24 protein-coding genes, 1 pseudogene and 1 riboswitch are annotated in these 21952 nt (G+C 41.5%); of the genes and pseudogenes, 24 read left to right on the forward strand and 1 reads right to left on the reverse strand.

What is annotated here, in order from left to right; all coding sequences use genetic code 11:
• Positions 1–66: 66 nt before the first annotated feature.
• From efeO to QM830_RS02950, 15 genes and pseudogenes are all read left to right on the forward strand, one after another.
• Positions 67–939 (forward strand): iron uptake system protein EfeO, encoded by an 873-nt coding sequence (gene efeO, locus QM830_RS02880; protein WP_414325562.1) that lies wholly within the window; start codon positions 67–69, stop codon positions 937–939.
• A gap of 5 nt (positions 940–944) precedes the next feature.
• Positions 945–2150, forward strand: a complete 1206-nt coding sequence (gene efeB / locus QM830_RS02885) for an iron uptake transporter deferrochelatase/peroxidase subunit (RefSeq protein WP_414325563.1) — start codon at positions 945–947, stop codon at positions 2148–2150.
• Positions 2128–3813: an FTR1 family iron permease gene (locus QM830_RS02890; RefSeq protein ID WP_414325565.1), complete on the forward strand. Its 1686-nt coding sequence runs from the start codon at positions 2128–2130 to the stop codon at positions 3811–3813. The genes efeB and QM830_RS02890 overlap by 23 nt, the downstream gene beginning before the upstream one ends.
• Positions 3800–4519, forward strand: a complete 720-nt coding sequence (tatC, locus tag QM830_RS02895; RefSeq protein ID WP_414325567.1) for a twin-arginine translocase subunit TatC — start codon at positions 3800–3802, stop codon at positions 4517–4519. Before QM830_RS02890 ends, tatC begins: the two co-directional genes overlap by 14 nt.
• Positions 4519–4716, forward strand: a complete 198-nt coding sequence (locus QM830_RS02900; RefSeq protein ID WP_009731003.1) for a twin-arginine translocase TatA/TatE family subunit — start codon at positions 4519–4521, stop codon at positions 4714–4716. The genes tatC and QM830_RS02900 overlap by 1 nt, the downstream gene beginning before the upstream one ends.
• A gap of 743 nt (positions 4717–5459) precedes the next feature.
• A pseudogene (locus QM830_RS02905) lies at positions 5460–6200 on the forward strand (PoNe immunity protein domain-containing protein).
• Positions 6201–6209: 9 nt separating this feature from the next.
• Positions 6210–6689 (forward strand): toxin-antitoxin system YwqK family antitoxin, encoded by a 480-nt coding sequence (locus QM830_RS02910; RefSeq protein WP_414325568.1) that lies wholly within the window; start codon positions 6210–6212, stop codon positions 6687–6689.
• A gap of 59 nt (positions 6690–6748) precedes the next feature.
• Positions 6749–7498, forward strand: coding sequence for a PoNe immunity protein domain-containing protein (locus QM830_RS02915; protein ID WP_414325569.1), 750 nt, complete (start codon positions 6749–6751; stop codon positions 7496–7498).
• Between the two features lie 49 nt (positions 7499–7547).
• The gene (locus tag QM830_RS02920) at positions 7548–8015 is read left to right on the forward strand and encodes a hypothetical protein (RefSeq protein WP_414325571.1); all 468 of its coding nucleotides are present in this window, start codon (positions 7548–7550) and stop codon (positions 8013–8015) included.
• Positions 8016–8049: 34 nt separating this feature from the next.
• Complete coding sequence (locus tag QM830_RS02925) at positions 8050–8565, forward strand: hypothetical protein (protein WP_414325573.1); 516 nt, start codon at positions 8050–8052, stop codon at positions 8563–8565.
• 36 nt (positions 8566–8601) lie between these two features.
• Positions 8602–9327 carry an alpha/beta fold hydrolase gene (locus tag QM830_RS02930; protein ID WP_414325575.1) on the forward strand — a complete coding sequence of 242 codons (726 nt, stop codon included), beginning with the start codon at positions 8602–8604 and terminating at the stop codon, positions 9325–9327.
• Positions 9328–9510: 183 nt separating this feature from the next.
• Positions 9511–10494: a GMP reductase gene (gene guaC, locus QM830_RS02935; RefSeq protein ID WP_414325577.1), complete on the forward strand. Its 984-nt coding sequence runs from the start codon at positions 9511–9513 to the stop codon at positions 10492–10494.
• Positions 10484–10579: riboswitch (purine riboswitch) on the forward strand. (Overlaps the previous gene by 11 nt.)
• Before the next feature lie 88 nt (positions 10580–10667).
• Positions 10668–11249 carry a xanthine phosphoribosyltransferase gene (locus QM830_RS02940; RefSeq protein WP_049497932.1) on the forward strand — a complete coding sequence of 194 codons (582 nt, stop codon included), beginning with the start codon at positions 10668–10670 and terminating at the stop codon, positions 11247–11249.
• Positions 11249–12511: a nucleobase:cation symporter-2 family protein gene (locus QM830_RS02945; RefSeq protein ID WP_009731016.1), complete on the forward strand. Its 1263-nt coding sequence runs from the start codon at positions 11249–11251 to the stop codon at positions 12509–12511. Before QM830_RS02940 ends, QM830_RS02945 begins: the two co-directional genes overlap by 1 nt.
• Positions 12512–12621: 110 nt before the next feature.
• Positions 12622–13968, forward strand: coding sequence for an MATE family efflux transporter (locus QM830_RS02950; protein ID WP_414325579.1), 1347 nt, complete (start codon positions 12622–12624; stop codon positions 13966–13968).
• 38 nt (positions 13969–14006) lie between these two features.
• On the opposite strand, the gene QM830_RS02955 is transcribed toward QM830_RS02950, so the two are convergent.
• A complete protein-coding gene (locus QM830_RS02955; protein ID WP_001117401.1) occupies positions 14007–14189 on the reverse strand; it encodes a 4-oxalocrotonate tautomerase in 183 nt (60 codons plus the stop codon).
• 114 nt (positions 14190–14303) lie between these two features.
• Between QM830_RS02955 and QM830_RS02960 the strand changes: the two genes are divergently transcribed.
• From QM830_RS02960 to QM830_RS03000, 9 genes are all read left to right on the forward strand, one after another.
• Positions 14304–14888: a thymidine kinase gene (locus QM830_RS02960; RefSeq protein ID WP_414325585.1), complete on the forward strand. Its 585-nt coding sequence runs from the start codon at positions 14304–14306 to the stop codon at positions 14886–14888.
• Between the two features lie 21 nt (positions 14889–14909).
• Positions 14910–15389 carry a GNAT family N-acetyltransferase gene (locus QM830_RS02965; RefSeq protein WP_009731019.1) on the forward strand — a complete coding sequence of 160 codons (480 nt, stop codon included), beginning with the start codon at positions 14910–14912 and terminating at the stop codon, positions 15387–15389.
• A 9-nt stretch (positions 15390–15398) separates the two neighbouring features.
• Positions 15399–16478, forward strand: a complete 1080-nt coding sequence (gene prfA / locus QM830_RS02970; RefSeq protein WP_003007273.1) for a peptide chain release factor 1 — start codon at positions 15399–15401, stop codon at positions 16476–16478.
• On the forward strand, positions 16478–17314 hold the full coding sequence (gene prmC, locus QM830_RS02975; RefSeq protein ID WP_414325586.1) for a peptide chain release factor N(5)-glutamine methyltransferase: 837 nt from the start codon (positions 16478–16480) through the stop codon (positions 17312–17314). The genes prfA and prmC overlap by 1 nt, the downstream gene beginning before the upstream one ends.
• Positions 17301–17915: an L-threonylcarbamoyladenylate synthase gene (locus QM830_RS02980; RefSeq protein WP_414325588.1), complete on the forward strand. Its 615-nt coding sequence runs from the start codon at positions 17301–17303 to the stop codon at positions 17913–17915. The genes prmC and QM830_RS02980 overlap by 14 nt, the downstream gene beginning before the upstream one ends.
• A gap of 35 nt (positions 17916–17950) precedes the next feature.
• The gene (glyA, locus tag QM830_RS02985) at positions 17951–19207 is read left to right on the forward strand and encodes a serine hydroxymethyltransferase (protein WP_009731023.1); all 1257 of its coding nucleotides are present in this window, start codon (positions 17951–17953) and stop codon (positions 19205–19207) included.
• An 8-nt stretch (positions 19208–19215) separates the two neighbouring features.
• Entirely contained in the window at positions 19216–20190 is a 975-nt protein-coding gene (locus tag QM830_RS02990; protein ID WP_414325590.1) for a nucleoid-associated protein, read from the forward strand.
• Positions 20190–20792 (forward strand): lysozyme family protein, encoded by a 603-nt coding sequence (locus tag QM830_RS02995; protein ID WP_414325592.1) that lies wholly within the window; start codon positions 20190–20192, stop codon positions 20790–20792. The genes QM830_RS02990 and QM830_RS02995 overlap by 1 nt, the downstream gene beginning before the upstream one ends.
• A gap of 357 nt (positions 20793–21149) precedes the next feature.
• Positions 21150–21944: an alpha/beta hydrolase gene (locus QM830_RS03000; RefSeq protein ID WP_414325782.1), complete on the forward strand. Its 795-nt coding sequence runs from the start codon at positions 21150–21152 to the stop codon at positions 21942–21944.
• The last annotated feature ends 8 nt before the right edge of the window (positions 21945–21952 follow it).

Genomic DNA, 21952 nt, shown 5'->3' on the forward strand with positions numbered 1-21952 from the left:
CAATTATTGAAAAATGAGAAAATATCTGGTAAAATAAGGGCAAGAACAAATGAGGAGAAGTCTTTCATGAAAAAATATAGTCTACTCTTATTGAGTGTTGCTCTTTTAGCAGGGTGTGCAAATTCTACTAGCAAACAGTCGAGTCAAAAGACACATACCAGCTCAACGGTGCAGTTGTCAAAGGCTGACCAGAAGACCCTGGACAATGCGACAGCTGAATACAAAGACTTTGTTGAAATGCAAATCGACCAATTGCTCAAGGATACAGAAGGTTTCCGAGATACCCTAAAAGCTGGGAATTTGGAAGAAGCTAAAAAACAATACCCCTTGATCCGCATGGCCTATGAACGCTCAGAACCGATTGCTGAAACCTTTGGGGAGTCTGATGTGAAGATTGACTACCGTTTGGTGGACTATGTGGATGAAAATAAATCAGAAGAAGGCTGGTCTGGCTTCCACCGGATTGAGCGCATCCTTTGGGAAAACAATACCACAGATGGCACTGAAAAATATGCAGACCAACTGGTGAACGATATCAAGGAGTTGAAAGCTAAGATCGCAACCGTTGATGTGACTCCTGATGTGATGCTAACTGGGGCTGTTGATCTGCTAAATGAAGTGGCAACGCAAAAGATCACGGGTGAAGAAGAAGTCTTCTCTCATACAGATCTCTACGACTTCCGTGCCAATATTGAAGGAGCTGAAAAGATTTTCTCTCTCTTTAAACCTTTGATTGAGAAAAAAGATGCCAAGTTGGTTAAAAACTTGGAAGCAGAATTCAAAAATGTCAATGATTTATTGGACAAACACATGACTGATGAAACAAATTATAAGTCTTACACAGATTTGACCAAGGAAGATACCAAGGAATTGGCTGAAGCTGTGACCAAACTTGGTGAACCTTTGTCTCAAATGGGTGTGATTTTAGATGGGAAATAAGAAAAATGGCTGACGAAAAATTTTTAGATAAAAAAATGGACCGTCGTGAATTTCTTAAAAAAGCAGGTATTGGAGGGGCCGGTCTAGCGCTAGGCCTCTCTGGTGCATCTGCTTTTTTCGCTAATCAAGACAGATCTAGTAAAAAAGCTTATGATGGGGATGAAGATATCTCCTTTTATGGCAAGCACCAAGCCGGGATTACGACGGCCATGCAGAAGGCTTGCTACTTGGTGGTTCTGGATCTTCACACGACGGACAAAAAAGAAGTCATCCAGCTTTTTAAAGACTGGACCGACTATAGTAGTAAATTAGTCGAAGGGCAGTTGGTTAAAAAAGATGGCGCCAATGCCCTCTTGCCGCCAACGGATACAGGTGAAACAGTAGGTCTGAACCCCTATCGCTTGAGTCTGACGTTTGGTGTCTCTGCTAGCTTTCTCAAGAAATTAGGTTTGGAGTCCAAACGTCCCAAGCTCTTTCGTGATTTGCCTCCATTTCCAAAGGAGCAGTTGCAGGACAAGTACACAGGTGGCGATATCGTCATTCAGGCCTGTGCCGACGATGAGCAAGTAGCCTTTCATGCGGTGCGAAATCTCATCCGCAAAGGTCGCAATACCATCACCATGAAGTGGAGCAAGTCCGGTTTTGCAGCGATTGGTGACAGAAAAGAAACGCCGCGTAACCTCTTTGGCTTTAAAGATGGAACAGCAAATGTCACGACGGAGAAGGACTTTGATAAGGTCGTCTGGACTGACAGTAAGGACTGGATGAAGGGTGGTTCCTATATGGCTCTTCGCCTAGTCCAAATGCACTTGGAAACTTGGGACCGGACCAATTTGCAGGAGCAAGAAAACACCTTTGGTCGCTACAAGGAGTCCGGTGCTCCATTTGGGAAAACCAACGAATTTGATGAAGTAGATTTATCTAAACTACCAGTAGATTCACATGTCCGTTTGGCCAAAGAAGTGGATCGTCCGATTTTACGGCGTTCCTATTCCTATTCGGATGGCATCAATGAACAGACTGGGCAATTTGATGCAGGCTTGATTTTTATCGCCTTTCAAAAAGATCCAAACAGTTTTGTTAAAATCCAAACCAATCTAGGTGCAGTGGATAAAATGAACGAGTACATCACCCATATTGGAAGTGGACTCTTTGCTTGCTTTGCAGGCGTAGAGAAAGGAGGCTACCTTGGTCAAGCACTCTTTGAATAAACTCTTGATCTTGTTCGGCATTCTTGCCTTGTTCTGGACTCATCCAGTGGCTGCGGAATCTTATAGCGATCTCTTTATCAAGATCACAGATGCAACAACCGCTGTAGAAAATAAAAACCAGGATAAGGCCAAGGAATTGATCGCTGAGATTCAGGCTGATTTTAAAACCAAGGACCACCATGATTCCAAGGCAGGAAAAAAAGTTAGCCAAGCTCTAGCTATAAAAGGGGAGGTAACCAAAGAGGATCTCACTAAGATCTCATCAGCCTTGCTAGCTTTTGAAAAAGAGCAAAATCCGATCGATTTAGAGGCGGAAAAAGACAAACTCGTTAGTCGCCTCGCTCCTTATTTTAAGAACTTACAAGATGCCATTACAGCTAAGGATCTGGATAAAACCCGTCAAACCTATGCAGATCTCAATAATACCTGGACACGAAACGAAGCAGTGGTAAGGGATCATAGCACAGCCTACTATGGCAAAATCGAGACGGCCATTTCGCTCTTACGTAGTAGCATTGAAACAGAGCCTACTGACTTCACCAGCATCCAGTCCTCCTATGATGACCTCAAAAATGGGATTGATGCCTTTGTAAAAGGAGAAGCGATTAGCAGTGCTAGTACGGATTTGACACTGAAAGATGGGATCAAGCTTTTGGAGAAGGCGCAAAACCAATTCCAATCCGGCGACGATAAATCTGCTGCAGCAACTATGAAGCAGTTCATCACCATCTGGCCAACCATTGAGGGGGATGTCAGCACGACCAATCCAAGTCTCTACACGCGCGTAGAGAGTGAATCCCCAGTCATTATGGTTAAGGGGAAAGAAAAGACCTATCAAGAGAAATTACAAGCCTTGATCAGGGACCTGTCTGCGATTGATACGACAGCTTCTTACAACGCTTTTGATGCTATGTTGATTCTTCTTCGTGAAGGAGTAGAAGCGCTTCTGATCGTCATGGCCCTTGTGACGACCCTTAAGGCCGCTAAGATGAGGAAAGGACTCAAATGGGTCTACGGTGGAGCTCTTGCTGGTGTTCTTGCCAGTGCAGCGATCGCTCTTGTTCTGCAAGTAGCTTTTCCAGCCGTTACTTCGGGGTCTAACCGGGAAATCATTGAAGGGGGCGTTGGGATATTCGCTGTAGTCATGATGATCCTCATTGGAATTTGGCTCCACAGCAAGTCCTCTGTCAAACAGTGGAATGCCTTTATGGATCGTCAGATGAAGACGGTAACGGCTACAGGAAGTTTTGTCTCTATGTTTGCCCTCAGTTTCTTAGCAGTCTTTCGTGAAGGGGCTGAGACCATTCTCTTCTATGTTGGAATCATTCCACGAATTACAACCGCTCATTTCATACTAGGAATCGGGCTTGCCATAGCCGTTCTCATTATCATTGCAGTGGCCATGACCAAGGCCAGTCAAGCGATCCAACCTCATCGAATCTTTTTCATTCTGACGTGGTTGATTTACGCCTTGGCCTTCAAGATGCTCGGTGTCAGCATCCACGCCCTACAGTTGACCAATATCCTACCTAGTCATTTGGTCAATGGACTTCCTACCATTGATTGGGCGGGGATCTATCCAAGCTGGGAAGTTCTTCTTCCTCAACTACTCTTTGTGGCCCTGATTGCCCTTATCACGGTGAGACAACATGGCAAAGAGTAGAGCAGATGAAATGACCATTGTCGAGCACTTGGTCGAATTTCGAAAACGATTGATCGCAGTGGTCTTGTGTTACATTATCGTCTTCATCGTAGCCTTTGTTTTTGCTGGAGAACTCTACCAGATCTTGACCACTAGCCTCCATCAAAAACTGCTGGTACTGGGGCCAAATGATATCCTCTGGATCTATGTATCGCTGGCCAATCTCTCAGCTTTTAGCCTGACCTTGCCCTTTATTGTCTACCAGATTTGGCAATTTGTGAGACCGGCTTTAAGGGAGAAGGAGGCGCGTGCAGTCTTTGCCTACATCCCAGCTAGCTTTATGTTCTTTGTGCTGGGGCTCGTATTTGGTTATTTCTTTGTCAGCCCTGCGATTTTAGAGGTCTTGATGCGCTTGGGAGAAGGACTGTTTGATACCCAATTGACGGCGCAAAATTATTTAACCTTCTTATGGCACACCACCCTGCCTTTAGGAGTTTTGTTCGAGTTACCAGTTTTAGTCGCTTTTCTGACCTCAATCGGGCTCTTGACACCACAGTTTTTAATCACCTACCGTCGTTACGCTTACTTTGTCCTGCTGGTCTTAGCCGTCGTGCTAACTCCTGCAGACTTTATCAGTGACTTGGCCATGACGTTCCCTTTGATCCTCTTATTTGAAGTGAGTGTCGCCATCAGTAAAGTCATCTATTCGAGAAAAAGGAGAAACTAATGGGAATTTTACGTGATATTGGAGCACCAGGTTTGATCATCATTATCCTGGGTGCCCTCTTGATTTTTGGACCAAAACGCCTGCCTGAGTTGGGCCAGTCTATCGGCAAAATGTTTGCTGAATTTAAGACAGCTGTCAATAAAGGCAGTGAAGAAGCTGATCAAGACGCAAAAGAAGACAAGAAAGAAAAAGAATAATCAGACAATTTTCAAAATTCTATTGAGTTCGATTGCATAAAAAGGTATAATAAGACAAGGACTTGCAATCGACGAAGGAGGAAACCATGATTATTACGATTTTGTCACTCATTTTCTATTTTACCTATATCGGATTCTTATGCTGGTTGGTCGTAAAAATTGTCGAAAAATTGTTCAATTTCTTGTTGAACCGTTAATAAAGAAACAATCCATTTCACCTCAAGTGAGTGGATTTTTTTGTGTCCTGTTTATTTAGAAGAAAGCAAATAGCAGGAGAGAGCTCAACGGTCTGAGATTGAAGACAAGTCGTATCAAAAACTTTCCTTAGGTGAGTACGGACGTCAGCGAACTTCTTCGAAGTTCCATGACTAATTATTGAGCCTAAGGTCTCAATAATTCCGAGTGCCTGAAACGTTATTGTTTCAGGCACTTTTCCCACAGCGGAAAGTTTCGATATTTTATCACCTTATTCTACTTTATAATAGTTTATTTACATTCTAAGAGACCCTTGTGGTCTCTTTTTGTGTATCTATTTCCCCTAGCTAGTGACTAACTTGAACTTCAAACTGTATTTCGGTATGATAGTAGGGAGTAGAACGACAGTTTATTTGCGTGGCCTGACTGAGTAATATACAAGGGACTGTAAAATAATTATTCAGTAGTGATTAATACAGAATATATTTTTAAATTTTTTTGGTCACACAACGCGAAAAAAAGTTCCATATACCAAAAGGATATAAATGATGAAAAGAGATTCTATTTTTATAGAAGAAAAAATTAATGAACTCATTAAATTTAGTGAAATAACTATTGGTGAATGGACTCAAGAATTAACAAAATTTAAACAAGGGGAAAATTCATACAAACGACCGGTTGAAGAAATTATCAAATCAGTACAACTTGATATTTCTATTTATCAGAAGGAGAATATGTTAGCCATCTACACTGCAGGATATTCTATTGAGAGATTCAAAGAAGAGTACTTTAAATATGTCGATAGCCTTCTCCCTATTTGGTATAGTAATTCAGGATATGATGCAATGCTCTAGGCTCTTTCCATTGGCATTCTGTTAGAGATTGATGAAACGACTTTTGATAAGTTAGTAGGCTTAGTCAAAAAGGATGATCCAGAGGACTATTTGATCGATTACTTCATCCAGTCTCGTCATCCAGAGTGGAAGATTCGGATAAACTATAATTTCCCAAGACCCTATGGCTTTACTCGAAAGATTATCGAGGAAGAAAATTCTAAAAAGGCTGAGGCTCTCCTTAAAGAATACTTGACTAAAAAATGGTATCCTGGACATAGAGATACTGGTTGGTATGACTTGCATAAAGAGAATATTGATAATTATTATGGTTACTGGTCCTTTGAATCAGGCGCTCTTTGAAAGATTAAGGGCTTAGATTACAAACAGTTAGAAGGACTTCCATATTTTCCATATGATTTGGTTGCGGAAGGAACGCAACAAAATGAACTTTAAGGTTAGAAAATGACAGAAGATAAAATTTTAACAAAAGAAGAAGTTCTTCGTGATGGTGTTTGTTTTGAAGAAGAGCTTGATTGGGGTGGATGGTATTGCGAACAGATTGTTTCTGAGAATGAATCTGGAGAAGAAGTTCCATATACAGGTTTAGCTTATGATTCATACCCAGATGGTAAATTAGAGTATTATGGTTATATTAAAGATGGCTTCCGTCATGGAATGAGTGTATGGTTTTATCCTAATGGAAAAATTGAAAGCATCAATCCTCAAGATTGCGGTGCGGCTGATGGAATTCAAAAGAAATACTATGAAAATGGCGCATTAAAATCACACGCATATTATGTTTTAGGGGCGAGAGTTACTTATATCGAGTACGATGAGGCTGGCCATATTATCGATGAAAAATTAGAACCGACTGAGGCAGATTTTGAGAGAGCAAAGAAGTGGGGTGTTGATTTATCAAAACGAGATATGACTTTGAAGTAGAACAAAATCGCTTGAGATCTCAGATTGACTTAACAAATCATTTTTAAAGGAGACACAAAATGGGTTTACGAGATACTTTAAATACTGAGGAGAATTATAAAGATGGCTTAATTTCAAATCGAGAAGCCTTACTGTATTTTCAAGAAAAATTACGAAAACTTCAAAGTGATTTAGATGATGGAATAGAAAACTATAAAAAGCCAACGATCGAAGTTTATAATTCAACTTTAGCTACTATTTTGTCCTATCAGAGAGATATTTTATTAGCAACTTATTCTAGTGGAGCCTCTTTGTCAGCATTTAAAGAGGAATATATTTCCTTTGTATCGTCTTTAATACCAATTTGGTGTAAGGAATGGGGCTACGAACAAATGCTCTGGGCGCTTTCTATTGGTATTCTTTTAAACATTGATGAAGAGACTTTTAATCAGTTAGTAGACTTGGTCAAAATAGATGATCCAGAAGATTATTTGATTGATTATCTGATTCAAGCTCGTTATCCAGAGTGGACGATTCGGATCAACTATAATTTTCCTAAACCTTATGGATATACTCAGAAAATCATTGAAGAAGAGAATTCTGAACAGGCCCTAAAATTGTTAAAAGAATATTTGGTTAAGAAATGGTACCAAGGGAGTAGGGATGCTGCTTGGTATGATTTACATAAGAAAAATGTAAAAAATCATGTAGGCTACTGGTCCTTTGAATCTGGCGCGCTTTGCAAATTGAAAGGCTTAGATTATAAACAATTAGAAGGACTTCCATATTTTCCATATGATCTGGTTGCGGAAGGTGAGACGGAAGAATAAATCTCGTGATGTATGAGTCATTAAATTAAAAAAAGAGAGGAAATAAATTATGATCGAACCTAAGTATGGTGAAAATATTGTTGTTCTTTTTAAACATGAAAATAAATATACTTGGTATGTTTCGGATTTAGAATTCTGGTATATTGATTATGAGGTAGCACGCTATTCACTTGACACTCTGTATGATGAGCGAAAACGTTCTTCGAAACTGACCCATGAAACATTGCCATATTTCTTAAAAGATATGGAAGCATACAAATGCGAGCGAAATGAGTTAGGAGAAGCATTTGCTAAATCGTATCAGGAAGATAGATTGAACGCGGTTTATGATTTTAAACCTTCCTTGTTTATTGATATGGATGAGTTGGAACTATACTCGCAGTACGCAGAATACGTATCATTTGAAGAATATGTTTCAGAACCATGGAAAGGCCATTATAAATCATTTTGGGATAAGATTCCGGAAGCAGAAAAATTCTGGTTGACTAGTGGCACCGATGTATACGGTGAAGATTAATTACAATTGAAGAATAGATATAGGATAAGTACTAGTGGATAAAGATCAATTAATAAACAAGCCAGAAATAAATATTGTTGGAGTTATTGCGAACCATCACTTTAACTGGTATATTTGTTCCAATGATATGTGGACAATGGATATCGATAAATATATTCAATCCTACAAGGAAGCAGGTTGGGATCTTGATTTTTCCTATTTACCTGAGATTCAACAGAATCTTCATGTGGTTACAAAAAGCAATCTTGGAACTTATTTAGAAATGTATAAAGATGACTGGCTGAAGGTGACAGTTGAAGAATTGATTGCAGTGATTAAACGCTCAATGGAGTGTGAGGACTTAAATTCAGAGATTATTCTGGAAGAAAAAGCCTTGCTCCCGGATCTTTTCATCGATTTTGATAAAGAAGAATTTTATTCAAACCATCTAGGGATGAAAAACTACGAGAGATATGTGCCAAACGGATGGAAAATTTTTTCAGGAAGTTTTGATCATTTGATCCCCAAAGAGCAACAATATTGGATTGAAAAGACTGGCGCTAACCAATGAAGTAACTAATAATAAAATTAAAAAAGGTAAGAAAAAATGAAGTTTTATTTTATTGGTGGCCTTGGTGGCAATTGCTACCATCTGGAGCCACTTATCGATGAACTTGGCTTTCCTGTGACCTTTCTAGATCCCTACAGGGAAATGATTCAGACAGAAAAAGATCTTCATGCTTGGTTTCAAGGTCAGATTGTACAAGATGAAGAGATCTGTTTATTGGGGCACTCCTTGGGTGGAGATTTGGCTCGTTATCTGGCTGCAGAGTTTCCTCAAATCCAGGCTCTGATTCTCTTGGATGGGGGCTATCTGGATATGGAAAAGATCCTGTCTTTGGAGGAAGAACTAGATGGTACATCGTCCTTCATGCAGCAGCAAGTCTTTTCGACATTGGAAGAAGCCGTGTTAGCAGAATTCGGTGATGGAGCAGATCCTACTCCTATAGCGCGAAAAGCAGTAGAGGCTAGCTATCGCTGGAATCCAACAAGTGAACAATATGAATTAAATCTGGATCTAGAAAAGGTCTTGGCCTTATTGCGTCTACGGCGTCAGATCAAGACTTACCAGATTCCACTTTCGGACCAGTCTGTCCTCTTTATTGGCCCTCGATACCAAGAAGAACCTGAATGGAGGAAAGCAGCTCTGAATCAACTAGATCCTAATATCCAGCAAGTCTTGCTAGAAGGCTTGGGGCACGAACTGTATACAGAGGCACCAGAAATTGTAGCTAGAGAAGTCAACAATTGGCTCCAAAATGTTCATAAATAAAACCTGTTTCTCTTTTTGAAACAGGTTTTATCTTGTAATTTCCGAACGTTGTTTCCTATAAAATCATTCCCATTGCATTAAGTCCGTATCTTTGATATAATTTATCAAGGAAACGTCAAGAGACGTAGCGATGCGCTTGCGCGCATAGGTAGGTCAATTTTTAGAAAAGAGATTTTTCAATCTATGTTAAATGAATTTCCTATTTTCGACTATGAAGATATCCAGTTGATTCCCAACAAATGTATCATCAATAGCCGGACTGAAGCAGACACAACTGTTCAATTCGGGAAACATACCTTCAAGCTACCAGTTGTTCCAGCTAATATGCAGACGATTTTGGATGAGAATGTAGCAGAGCAGTTGGCGCGTGGTGGATACTTCTACATCATGCACCGCTTTGATGAAGCAGGTCGGATTCCTTTTGTCAAACGCATGCACGAGCAAGGCTTGATCGCTTCTATTTCGGTCGGTGTTAAGGAATACGAATACGACTTTGTGAGCCAATTGAAGGCAGATGCACCTGAGTACATTACCATTGATATCGCACACGGTCATGCGGATAGTGTCATTCGGATGATTCAACACATCAAGAAAGAATTACCAGATACCTTTGTCATTGCTGGAAATGTTGGAACACCTGAGGCTGTTCGTGAATTAGAAAATGCGGGAGCTGATGCAACTAAGGTCGGGATCGGCCCTGGTAAGGTTTGTATCACCAAAGTTAAGACTGGGTTTGGTACAGGTGGTTGGCAATTGGCTGCCCTTCGCTGGTGCTCAAAAGCAGCGCGAAAACCAATTATTGCGGATGGTGGGATTCGGACCCATGGTGATATTGCCAAATCGATTCGTTTCGGGGCGTCTATGGTCATGATCGGTTCTCTCTTTGCAGGTCATATCGAAAGTCCTGGTAAAACAGTCGAAATCGATGGAGAGTCTTTTAAAGAGTACTATGGATCTGCTTCAGAGTACCAAAAAGGTGCTTATAAAAACGTCGAAGGCAAGAAGATTTTATTACCTGCTAAGGGTCATTTGCAAGATACCTTGACAGAAATGGAACAAGATTTGCAAAGTTCGATCTCTTATGCTGGAGGCCGAACATTAGCAGATTTGAAACATGTTGACTATGTGATCGTTAAGAATTCCATCTGGAATGGCGATGCACACTAATTGAATTACTTATTTATTTCACGAATGGGCGTGATGTTTCTACAAGGTGCCGGAACACCTAACAATAAGTAAGTCGAGATAAATCCTTTGTTAGAGGATATTCAAGGCTTGCTTTGCAGGCCTTTTTGTGTTTTGTGAAGAAGTAACGGATTTTATAGAAAGTAGGAGGAAGTATGAAATTACTTGAAGAACGCATCTTAAAAGATGGCAACGTTTTAGGTGAGAATATCCTCAAGGTGGACTCCTTTTTGACCCACCAAGTGGATTTCAAACTCATGAAAGAAATTGGCCAGACCTTTGCGGACCGGTTCAAAGATGCGGGTATTACCAAAGTCGTCACCATTGAAGCATCTGGGATCGCGCCAGCCCTTTATGTAGCAGAAGCACTGGATGTCCCTATGATTTTTGCGAAGAAAGCGAAAAACATCACCATGAATGAGGGGATTTTGACAGCTGAGGTTTATTCCTTCACCAAGCAAGTCACCAGTACGGTTTCAATTGCTGGTAAATTCTTAGATCCAGCGGATAAGGTTTTGATAATTGATGATTTCCTAGCAAATGGCCAAGCAGCTAAGGGCTTGATTCAGATCATCGAACAAGCTGGTGCTCAAGTGGAAGCCGTTGGAATCGTCATTGAAAAATCCTTCCAAGATGGACGGGGATTATTAGAAGAGTTGGGATATCCAGTTGTATCCCTCGCACGTTTGGACCGTTTTGAAAATGGTCAGGTTGTATTTAAGGAGGCAGACATCTAATGCAAAAACAAGAAAGCCATTCACAAGCCGCTGTTCTAGGCTTGCAGCACTTATTGGCCATGTATTCCGGTTCTATTTTGGTGCCGATCATGATCGCGGGAGCTTTGGGCTACAATGCTCATCAGCTAACCTACCTCATCTCTACAGATATCTTTATGTGTGGGGTGGCGACCTTCCTGCAAGTCCAACTCAATAAACACTTTGGGATTGGTCTTCCAGTGGTCCTTGGGGTTGCCTTCCAGTCTGTGGCACCTCTCAGCATGATCGGGGCTAGCCATGGTAGTGGGGCCATGTTTGGTGCCCTGATTGTTTCAGGGATTTACGTGGTTCTGGTCTCAGGATTCTTCTCGAAAATCGCCAACCTCTTCCCATCCATTGTGACGGGATCTGTCATTACGACCATTGGATTGACCTTGATTCCGGTAGCCATTGGTAACATGGGCAATAATGCTGACAAACCAACGGTGCAAAGTTTGCTCTTGGCCGTGATCACCATTCTTATCATTCTTGTGGTCAACATCTATACAACTGGCTTTATCAAATCCATCTCGATTTTGATTGGCTTGATTGCAGGGACTGCTATGGCAGCTTCTATGGGGTTGGTAGACTATACACCTGTGGAACAAGCCCCTATCCTTCATGTTCCAACACCTTTCTTCTTTGGAGCCCCTAAGTTTGAGATCACCTCAATCTTGATGATGTGTATTATCGCGACGGTTTCCATGGTCGAGTCAACTGGTGTCTATCTTGCTCTTTCTGATATTACCAAAGATCCAATTACTAGCACGCGCCTTCGCAATGGCTACCGCGCTGAAGGGTTGGCCGTTCTCCTTGGTGGTATCTTCAACACCTTCCCTTACACTGGATTCTCACAAAACGTTGGTTTAGTGAAATTGTCTGGTATCAAGACTCGTCTTCCAATCTATTATGCGGCTGGTTTCCTTGTTCTACTCGGTCTCCTTCCTAAGTTTGGAGCTTTAGCACAAATCATCCCAAGCCCAGTACTTGGTGGAGCGATGTTAGTCATGTTTGGTTTTGTATCTATTCAAGGGATGCAGATCCTTGCGCGTGTTGATTTTGAACACAATGAGCACAATTTTCTCATCGCTGCTGTATCAATTGCAGCAGGGGTAGGATTGAACAACAGCACTCTTTTTAATGGCTTACCAAGTGAATTTAAAATGTTCTTTGCTAACGGGATTGTCGTCGCAAGTGTCTTGGCAATCGTACTCAACGCTATTTTAAACCGCCATAAAAACTAATTACAGATGAACCGGAGATCCTTGGATCTTTGGTTTTTTTGACTTTTAAGGAAACATATAGTAGAGTGGAAGGAGAAAAAATTCAACTTGATTAGAAGAAAGTCAGAACCATGTATCTAACCCATCACTTTAAAGAGCGTTTGCGCTTGTTTGTCAGTCTATTTTTGCCGATTTTAATCTACCAATTGGCTAATTATTCAGCCAGCTTTGTTGATACAGCCATGACGGGACAATACAATACCTTGGACTTAGCTGGAGTCTCAACTGCCACTAGTCTATGGAATCCCTTTTTCACCTTCTTAACAGGGATTGTATCAGCTTTAACACCAATTATCGGTCATCATTTAGGGCAGGGGAATAAAAAACGAATCGCTTCTGATTTTTATCAATTCGTTTATCTATCCTTCATGATGGCTGTCCTATTGATCGTTTTTGTACTAGTTATCGCACCAGTCGTCTTAAGAAAAATCGGTTTAGAAAGTGTCGTAGCTGGGATTGCAACCCATTATTTAGCCTTTCTGTCTCTAGGGATTTTGCCTCTTTTACTCTTTAGCGTGGTCCGTTCCTTGCTGGATACCTTGGGCCTCACTCGCTTGTCCATGTACCTCATGCTTCTCTTATTGCCTTTAAACGCTAGTTTTAACTACATGTTGATCTATGGATCTTTTGGTCTACCTGAGCTAGGAGGAGCAGGAGCGGGACTAGGGACATCCTTGGCCTACTGGGTCTTGCTCATTATTGCCTTTTTGATCCTTTTCAAACACCCTAAAGTAGCTATCTACCAACTTTGGAAGATTCAACCTCTCAATCTCAAAGAGATGAAAGAGACCATTCGATTGGGCTTACCAATTGGAGGGATTGTGTTTGCTGAAGTGATTATCTTCTCTGTAGTAGGGTTACTCATGGCTAAATTCCCATCTATGACCATCGCCAGTCACCAGTCAGCCATGAACTTTTCAACCCTTATGTACGCTTTCCCAGCAAGCATTTCTAATACCATGGCTATTATTGTATCCTTTGAGATTGGGGCTGGTCGTCCTGATGTCGTTCGCCAATATTGTCGGATCGGACGCTGGACAGCCTTTGGATTTGCCTTCTTTACCCTTACTTTCCTCTATCTGTATCGCTATCAAGTGGCAGGACTCTATGGAACTGACTCAGAATTTATTCATCAGACAGCCATCTTTATGACCTATAGCCTACTGTTCCAAATAGCAGATACGGTCGCAGCACCGATTCAAGGGATTCTTCGAGGCTACAAGGATACAACTGTCCCTTTCCTACTTGGAGTCTTTAGTTACTGGTGTGTCTCTATTCCCTTGGGGATCTTTTTAGACCATGTCACTAACCTAGGTCCGTATGCTTACTGGATTGGCTTGATTTCTAGTATTGTCGTTAGTGGGTTTTGTTACCAGATGCGACTTTGGCAGATTCAAAAGAAATATCAAATTTCCTAAAAACAAAAACAACCAGAATATGCTTCTGGTTGTTTTGTTTATTTGGTACGCATTTCACCTTGAGGGAAGTAGGTTCCTTCAGGCATATCGTTGATGATAACGTGAACAGCAGATTGAGGAGCGCCAGTATTACGGACAACAGCCTCGGTTACTTCTTTAGCGAGGGCTTTCTTTTGTTCCAAAGTGCGTCCTTCAAATAGATCAATTCGTACAAATGGCATAGGGCCACCTCCTAAATTTTTTATAGGACTATTTTATCACATTTTGGGATACAAAGGTCAGCAAAATTATGGTAAAATGATAATGAAACACATTTTAGAGAGAACAGAAGGAAAATGGCACAATTATATTATAAATATGGGACCATGAACTCAGGGAAAACCATTGAGATCTTGAAGGTGGCCCATAATTATGAAGAGCAAGGCAAGAGCGTCGTCATCATGACATCGGCAATCGATACACGAGATGGAGTTGGAGTAGTTTCTAGCCGGATCGGTATGAAACGAGAAGCCATGGCCATCGAAGATGAGACGGATATCTTCGGTTATATCCAAAGGCTAGAAGAAAAACCCTACTGTGTCTTAATCGATGAAGCTCAGTTTTTAAAACGCCACCATGTCTATGACTTGGCTAGGGTTGTAGATGAACTGGATGTGCCGGTGATGGCTTTTGGCCTCAAAAATGATTTCCGAAATGAACTCTTTGAAGGTTCCAAACACCTCCTCTTGTTAGCAGACAAGATCGAGGAGATCAAAACCATCTGCCAATACTGTTCCCGCAAGGCGACCATGGTCTTGCGCACGCAAGCGGGCAAACCTGTCTACGACGGAGAGCAGATCCAGATTGGTGGACACGAGACCTATATCTCGGTTTGCCGCAAGCATTATTTTAATCCAGACATACCAACTGAAAGCATCTAGAACGTTTTAGAGAGGATAAAAATGTCTATTTGTTTAAAATATATTACAATAGAAAATTATTTTGACGTTTTAAATCTAGAAGTTCATCCAAACCAAAGGAATTTTATTGCATCCAATTCCATTAGTTTAGCTGAAGCCTATGTATATGATAAAAATGGTGATTTTATAGCTCCCTTAGCAGTTTATGATAAGGAAGTATTAGTTGGTTTTGTTATGATTGCCTATGACCGGAAAATTGGGATCAGTAAGGGGAACTACTTGTTATTTCGTTTTATGATCGATAAACGATTTCAAGGTTTAGGCTATTTTAAACCGACTATGGATGCAGTCATTGACTTTGTTCGAACAGAGCCAGCTGGAAAAGCAACAAGTCTTTGGTTATCATATGAACCAGAAAATAAACATGCGAGATCTTGTTATCTCCATTATGGATTTAAAGAAACTGGCCAAGTCATAGAAGACGAAATTGTAGCAATCTATGATCTAACAACCAAGAATTAAGGAGCAAACATGAATATCTATGATCAACTACAAGCTGTAGAAGACCGATACGAAGAGTTAGGAGAATTGTTGAGTGACCCAGATGTGGTCTCTGATACCAAACGCTTTATGGAGCTTTCAAAAGAAGAGGCATCCACTCGTGATACGGTGACAGCTTATCGGGAATACAAACAAGTACTCCAAAACATCGTCGATGCTGAAGAAATGATCAAGGAAGCAGGTGGCGATGCAGATTTGGAAGAAATGGCCAAGCAAGAGCTGAAAGATGCCAAGGCTGAAAAAGAAGAGTACGAAGAAAAACTGAAGATCTTACTTCTTCCAAAAGATCCAAACGATGACAAGAACATTATCTTGGAAATCCGTGGGGCAGCAGGAGGAGACGAAGCCCAGTTGTTTGCTGGCGACCTCTTGCAGATGTATCAAAAATATGCGGAAAGCCAAGGTTGGCGCTTTGAGGTCATGGAAGCCTCTTACAATGGCGTTGGCGGGATCAAAGAAGTCGTAGCCATGGTTTCTGGTCAATCGGTCTACTCGAAACTCAAGTATGAATCTGGTGCCCACCGGGTACAACGCGTTCCTGTGACGGAAAGCCAAGGTCGTGTCCATACCTCTACAGCAACCGTTCTGGTCATGCCAGAAATCGAAGAAGTCGAGTATGACATTGATCCAAAAGACCTTCGGATTGACATCTACCACGCATCTGGTGCGGGTGGACAAAATGTCAACAAGGTCGCAACAGCCGTTCGTATCGTCCACTTGCCGACCAATATCAAGGTAGAGATGCAAGAAGAACGGACGCAACAGAAGAACCGTGAAAAAGCCATGAAGATCATCCGTGCGCGTGTGGCTGACCACTTTGCTCAGATTGCCCAAGACGAGCAAGATGCTGAGCGGAAGTCAACTATCGGTACTGGTGACCGTTCAGAGCGGATCCGGACTTACAACTTCCCTCAAAACCGTGTAACCGATCACCGGATTGGCTTGACCCTTCAAAAACTGGATACTATCTTATCTGGTAAACTGGACGAAGTGGTCGATGCTTTGGTCTTGTATGATCAAACACAAAAATTAGAAGAGTTGAATAAATAATGTTGTTGGGACCATTATTAGCCCAGTATGAAGAAGCATTAATATCCGTCGGAGAGGAAGCAGAAAGCCTCTCCTTCGCATATCGTGCTTTAAAAAACTGGACCTTTACAGACTTTGTCCTTGCCCTGCAAAAAGAGGTGGAAGCAGAGGACCAGGCCTTGCTCGAATCCATCTTTGAGCAGCTAAAACATCACGTCCCTGCCCAGTATATTATTGGCAGCACAGAATTTTGTGGCCATGTTTTTACAGTTGATGAGCGCGTGCTGATTCCACGACCTGAAACAGAGGAGTTGGTGGATCTCATACTGGAGGAAAACGATGGGGAAACCCTACGAGTTCTGGATATTGGAACAGGAAGTGGTGCCATTGCCATTAGCTTAGCCCTCGCTAGACCTACCTGGCAGGTTCAAGCTAGTGATGTGTCAGAAGAGGCTTTGGAGCTTGCTCAAGAAAATGCCCAGCAGTTAGAAGCAGTCCTTTCCTTTAAATCTTCAGATGTACTGAATGATCTAAAAGGTCCTTACGACTTGATTGTTTCCAATCCACCCTATATCTCTCGGGATGATGTAGAAGAAGTAGGAACTAATGTATTAGCCTCTGAACCCCATTTAGCTCTCTTTGCGGACCGTGATGGATATGCTATCTACGAAAAGATTGCCCGGCAAGCACCAAGTGTTTTAACACCAGAAGGAAAGATCTATCTAGAAATTGGCTATAAGCAAGGAAGCAAGATAAAAGAGCTTTTTCAAGAGGCATTTCCCGACAAACAAGTTCGAGTTTTGAAAGACCAATTTGGACAAGATAGAATGGTAGTAGTAGACAATGGATCACATTGAGAACGAATTAGAAGCAGGACGTGCGGTTATTCTGCCAACTGAAACAGTCTATGGTATTTTCGCTAAAGCTTTGGATCAAGAGGCAGTTGATTATATTTACGAATTAAAACGTAGACCTAGAGAGAAAGCCCTGAACTTGAATGTAGCTGACGAAGAAGATGTTCGAATTTATTCGAAAAATCAACCTAGCTATTTAACAAAACTGATTGATTCATTTTTACCTGGGCCTTTAACTATTATTCTTCAAGCAAATGAAAAGGTGCCTGACTGGATTCATTCAGGGATGGATACAGTTGGTTTTCGGATGCCAGCCCATCCAAAGACCTTGGAATTAATTCGTAAATATGGTCCTTTAGTTGGTCCTTCTGCAAATCTATCTGGACATGCTAGCGGGACAAAGTATGAAGCTATTGTAAAAGAATTTGATCAGGTAATTCCTGGCTTTGAGGACGATGCATTCCTTACTGGCCAAGATTCAACTATCCTAGATATCTCTGGGGCCAAAGCAAGGATTTTACGACAAGGTTCTATTACGAAAGCTGACTTGCTTGCACAAGTGCCCGAGCTTTCTTTTGAGGAAGATGACCTTCCTCTGTCATAATGTATATAAAAAATTATTTAATAAGGAGTAGACCTATGATTTTTGATAAAGAAGATTACAAAGCCTATGATGCAGATTTATGGAATGCTATTTCCAAAGAAGAGGAACGCCAACAAAACAATATCGAGTTGATTGCTTCTGAAAATGTCGTCTCTAAGGCGGTTATGGCAGCGCAAGGGTCTATTCTGACCAATAAATATGCAGAAGGTTATCCAGGTCGCCGTTACTACGGCGGGACTGATGTCGTAGACATCGTCGAAAGCCTGGCCATCGAACGCGCTAAGGAAATTTTTGGGGCTAAGTTTGCCAATGTTCAACCCCACTCAGGTAGTCAGGCCAATTGTGCTGCCTATATGGCTTTGATTGAGCCTGGAGACACTGTTATGGGAATGGATCTGGCTGCAGGTGGGCATTTGACTCACGGAGCTTCTGTAAGCTTCTCAGGGCAAACTTATAACTTTGTATCTTATAGCGTAGATCCTGAAACAGAGCTCTTAGATTTTAACGCTATCTTAAAACAAGCCCAAGAAGTCAAGCCCAAACTCATCGTTGCTGGTGCCTCAGCCTACTCTCACATCATTGATTTCTCTAAATTCCGTGAGATTGCAGATGCAGTAGGAGCTAAACTCATGGTCGATATGGCCCATATCGCTGGCTTGGTGGCGGCAGGTCTTCATCCAAGCCCAGTTCCTTATGCCCATATCACGACCACGACCACACACAAGACCCTTCGCGGACCTCGTGGAGGTTTGATCTTGACCAATGATGAAGAATTGGCCAAGAAGATCAATTCAGCCATCTTCCCTGGTATCCAAGGTGGACCATTGGAGCATGTCGTTGCAGCCAAAGCCGTTGCTTTCAAAGAAGCTCTTGACCCTGCTTTTAAAGACTATGCAGCTAACGTGATTAAAAACAGCCAGGCTATGGCTGATGTCTTCTTGAAAGATCCAGATTTCCGTGTCATTTCAGGCGGAACTGAGAACCACCTTTTCCTTGTCGATGTAACGAAAGTCGTTGAAAATGGTAAAGTAGCGCAAAACTTACTGGACGAGGTCAACATTACCCTCAACAAGAACTCTATTCCTTATGAAACCTTGTCACCATTCAAGACCAGTGGAATTCGAATTGGGGCAGCAGCCATCACCGCTCGTGGTTTTGGAGTAGAGGAGAGCCGTACTGTTGCTGAACTGATGATCAAAACCTTGAAAAACGCAGATAACCCAGCTGTATTAGAAGAAGTTCGTGGCCAAGTCAAAGCCTTGACGGATGCCTTCCCACTTTACGAGGACTAAACCTTCTTATGGACATTTACGTAAAAAAGGCTATCATTCATCAATTTAGCCCAGATGATACCGACCTTTATTTGGCGGACAAATTCCTCAATATCACACCTAAAATTGAGGAATACTTGCGCAAAAAGATTGAGCGGGTCTATTCCGATGAGGCCAAGACCGGTATTTTCGAAGAGGATAACCCTTTTCTTGAGCTAATTTCGGATGATTTACTAGACACTTCAGTTGCAGTAGCGAATCGCTGGAAGGAAGAATTTATCATCTCTGAAAATCAAAAGACCAATGATTTGATTTTTGTTGATTTTTCAAAAGAAGGTGTGGACCACTTTGCCTTCTTGCGGATCACTTTACGGGAGACTTTGACCCATCTAGGGGGAGAAGTCGATAACCCCATCAAACTGACGCAAAATAATCTACCTGGTTTTGGAACAGGTGCCGATGAAGCCTTGGTTATCAATCTTCAAAGCCGTAAGTACCACCTGATTGAAAAACGAATCAAGTACAATGGGACGTTCTTGAACTATTTTTCTGAGAATCTCTTGCAGGCAAAACCCAAGATTTCTCCTAAAAAATCGATCAAAGCCCTAGAAAAAACGGCCCAACGAATTGCGGAGAGCTTTAACACCGATGATTTCCAATTTCAATCAAAAGTTAAATCAGCTATATTCAACCATATTGAGGAAGAAAATAAACTCTCTCCAGAGAAATTAGCGGATGATCTCTTTGATGACAACTTGACGGCTCGTCTCAGTTTTATTGACCAAGTCAAAGAAGCGATCCCTGAACCTGTAACTTTTGAAGAAATTGATTCAACCCGCCAGTTGAAAAAGTTTGAAAATCAAAAATTGTCATTGTCAAATGGAATCGAACTAATTGTTCCGAATAGCGTCTATGAAGACGCAGAATCTGTTGAATTTATTTTAAATGAAAACGGGACCTATTCCATCCTGATCAAGAATATTGAGGATATACAGAGTAAATAATGATTAAACGCATAGTGAAGATCTTCTTTTTCATCTTACTGATATTTGGTGGCTACAAAGCGATTCAGATCCGCCATGATGTTAAACAAGTCATGCAGTACCGCACTCTGGTGAGAGAAGTCCTTGCCGAGGAAGATACAACAGCAAACGAGAATCTGATTCTGGCTATGATCTACACCGAAACCAAAGGACGAGAGGACGATGTCATGCAGGCCAGTGAGAGTGCCAGTGGTGAGACCAATACCATTAGCGATAATAAAGCCAGTATTCGGCAAGGCATTCAGACCCTCTCAGACGAATTAAAAGAAGCCAAGAAAAAAGGGGTTGATAGCTGGACAGCCGTTCAAGCCTATAATTTCGGAAAAGACTACATTGATTATGTCGCAAAAAACGGTGGCACCAACTCGCTAGAGTTGGCACGCGCTTATTCGCGGGATGTGGTAGCTCCGAGTCTTGGCAATGTAACCGGAGAAACTTATCTTTACCTCCACCCTATCTCTCTTTTAAACGGGATGGAACTCTACATTAATGGGGGGAACATTTATTATTCTCGTTTAGTACAGACCAATATGACAATTATGAAGCTATTTTCATGGTTTTAATCAATCAATTCAGAGAGAGTGGGACAGAAATCGGTAATTCGTTAGAATTCGATTTCGTCGTCCCACCTCCGCACAGTTGAGTAGGGCTATAACAGCTGATGAAATCAGCGTAGTAGAGCCCACTCAACCACTGCGTCTTGCTCGACAATCCAAAAACAATTAAGAGGCTAGGACTTTTGTCCCAGCCTCTCTTATAATCTATAAATCTTTTTGTGTATTTTGGCTCTTTCATTCTCAATATTTTGAAATCATTGAATAGCTATGATAAAATACTAGTTAGTTTTAAATTATTTTGAGGAGTTCCTATTGAACAAAAAATCATTCTACGGGCTGCTTTTGGGGTTGATTCTCCTATGTATCGCTTTTTGGGGGAAGTATCAACAAAAAACGCAGCTGGACCACACGAATTACATACAAAGTAGTCGTCCTACCTTATTTTTTCATGGTTATGGATCGAGTGCCAATGCAGAAAAACACATGACAGATGCGGCAAAAAAAGCAGGGGTGACACAAACCGTTATCACTGCAAACGTGGCTGAAGATGGGCAGGTAAGGCTGACAGGGACCATTCCAAAAGGTGCAGTTAATCCAATTATCAAAGTGGAATACCAAAACAATCGCACGCCCGATCCAAAAGTCATCAGCAATTATGCCTATCAGGTAGTCAAAAAGCTTCAAGATACCTACCATTTTAAAGAGATGAACGTCGTCGCTCATTCTATGGGAAATATGTCCGTCTTATATTATCTTCTGGAACATGGAAATGATGAGAATTTACCAAAAATTATCAAGCAGGTCGCTATTGCAAACCATGTTGCTGGACTCGAAGGGATGAATTTACCCCAGGGGTTGACTCTAGATACGCAAACTGGTAAACCCTCCGCAATGAATGAGCAGTACCAGCATCTTTTAGCTCTTCGGGAAGTCTATCCTGAAAATCAAATCGATGTGCTGAATATCTATGGTGATATCGGTGGAGAGACGGATGGATCGGTTCTCAATGTTTCTTCGAAAGCCCTTCGCTACCTAGTAGTAGAGCGCGCAAAAAGCTACCGTGAAGAAAAGATTGATGGCAAAGGTGCTCAGCACAGCCAACTTCATGAAAATCCAATAGTAGATAAGTTGTTGTTCCAGTTTCTTTGGGGAAAATAAAAATGTCA

It is taken from the genome of Streptococcus sp. OMI750 (assembly GCF_047463895.1).
In the GTDB taxonomy this organism is placed as follows: Bacteria; Bacillota; Bacilli; order Lactobacillales; family Streptococcaceae; genus Streptococcus.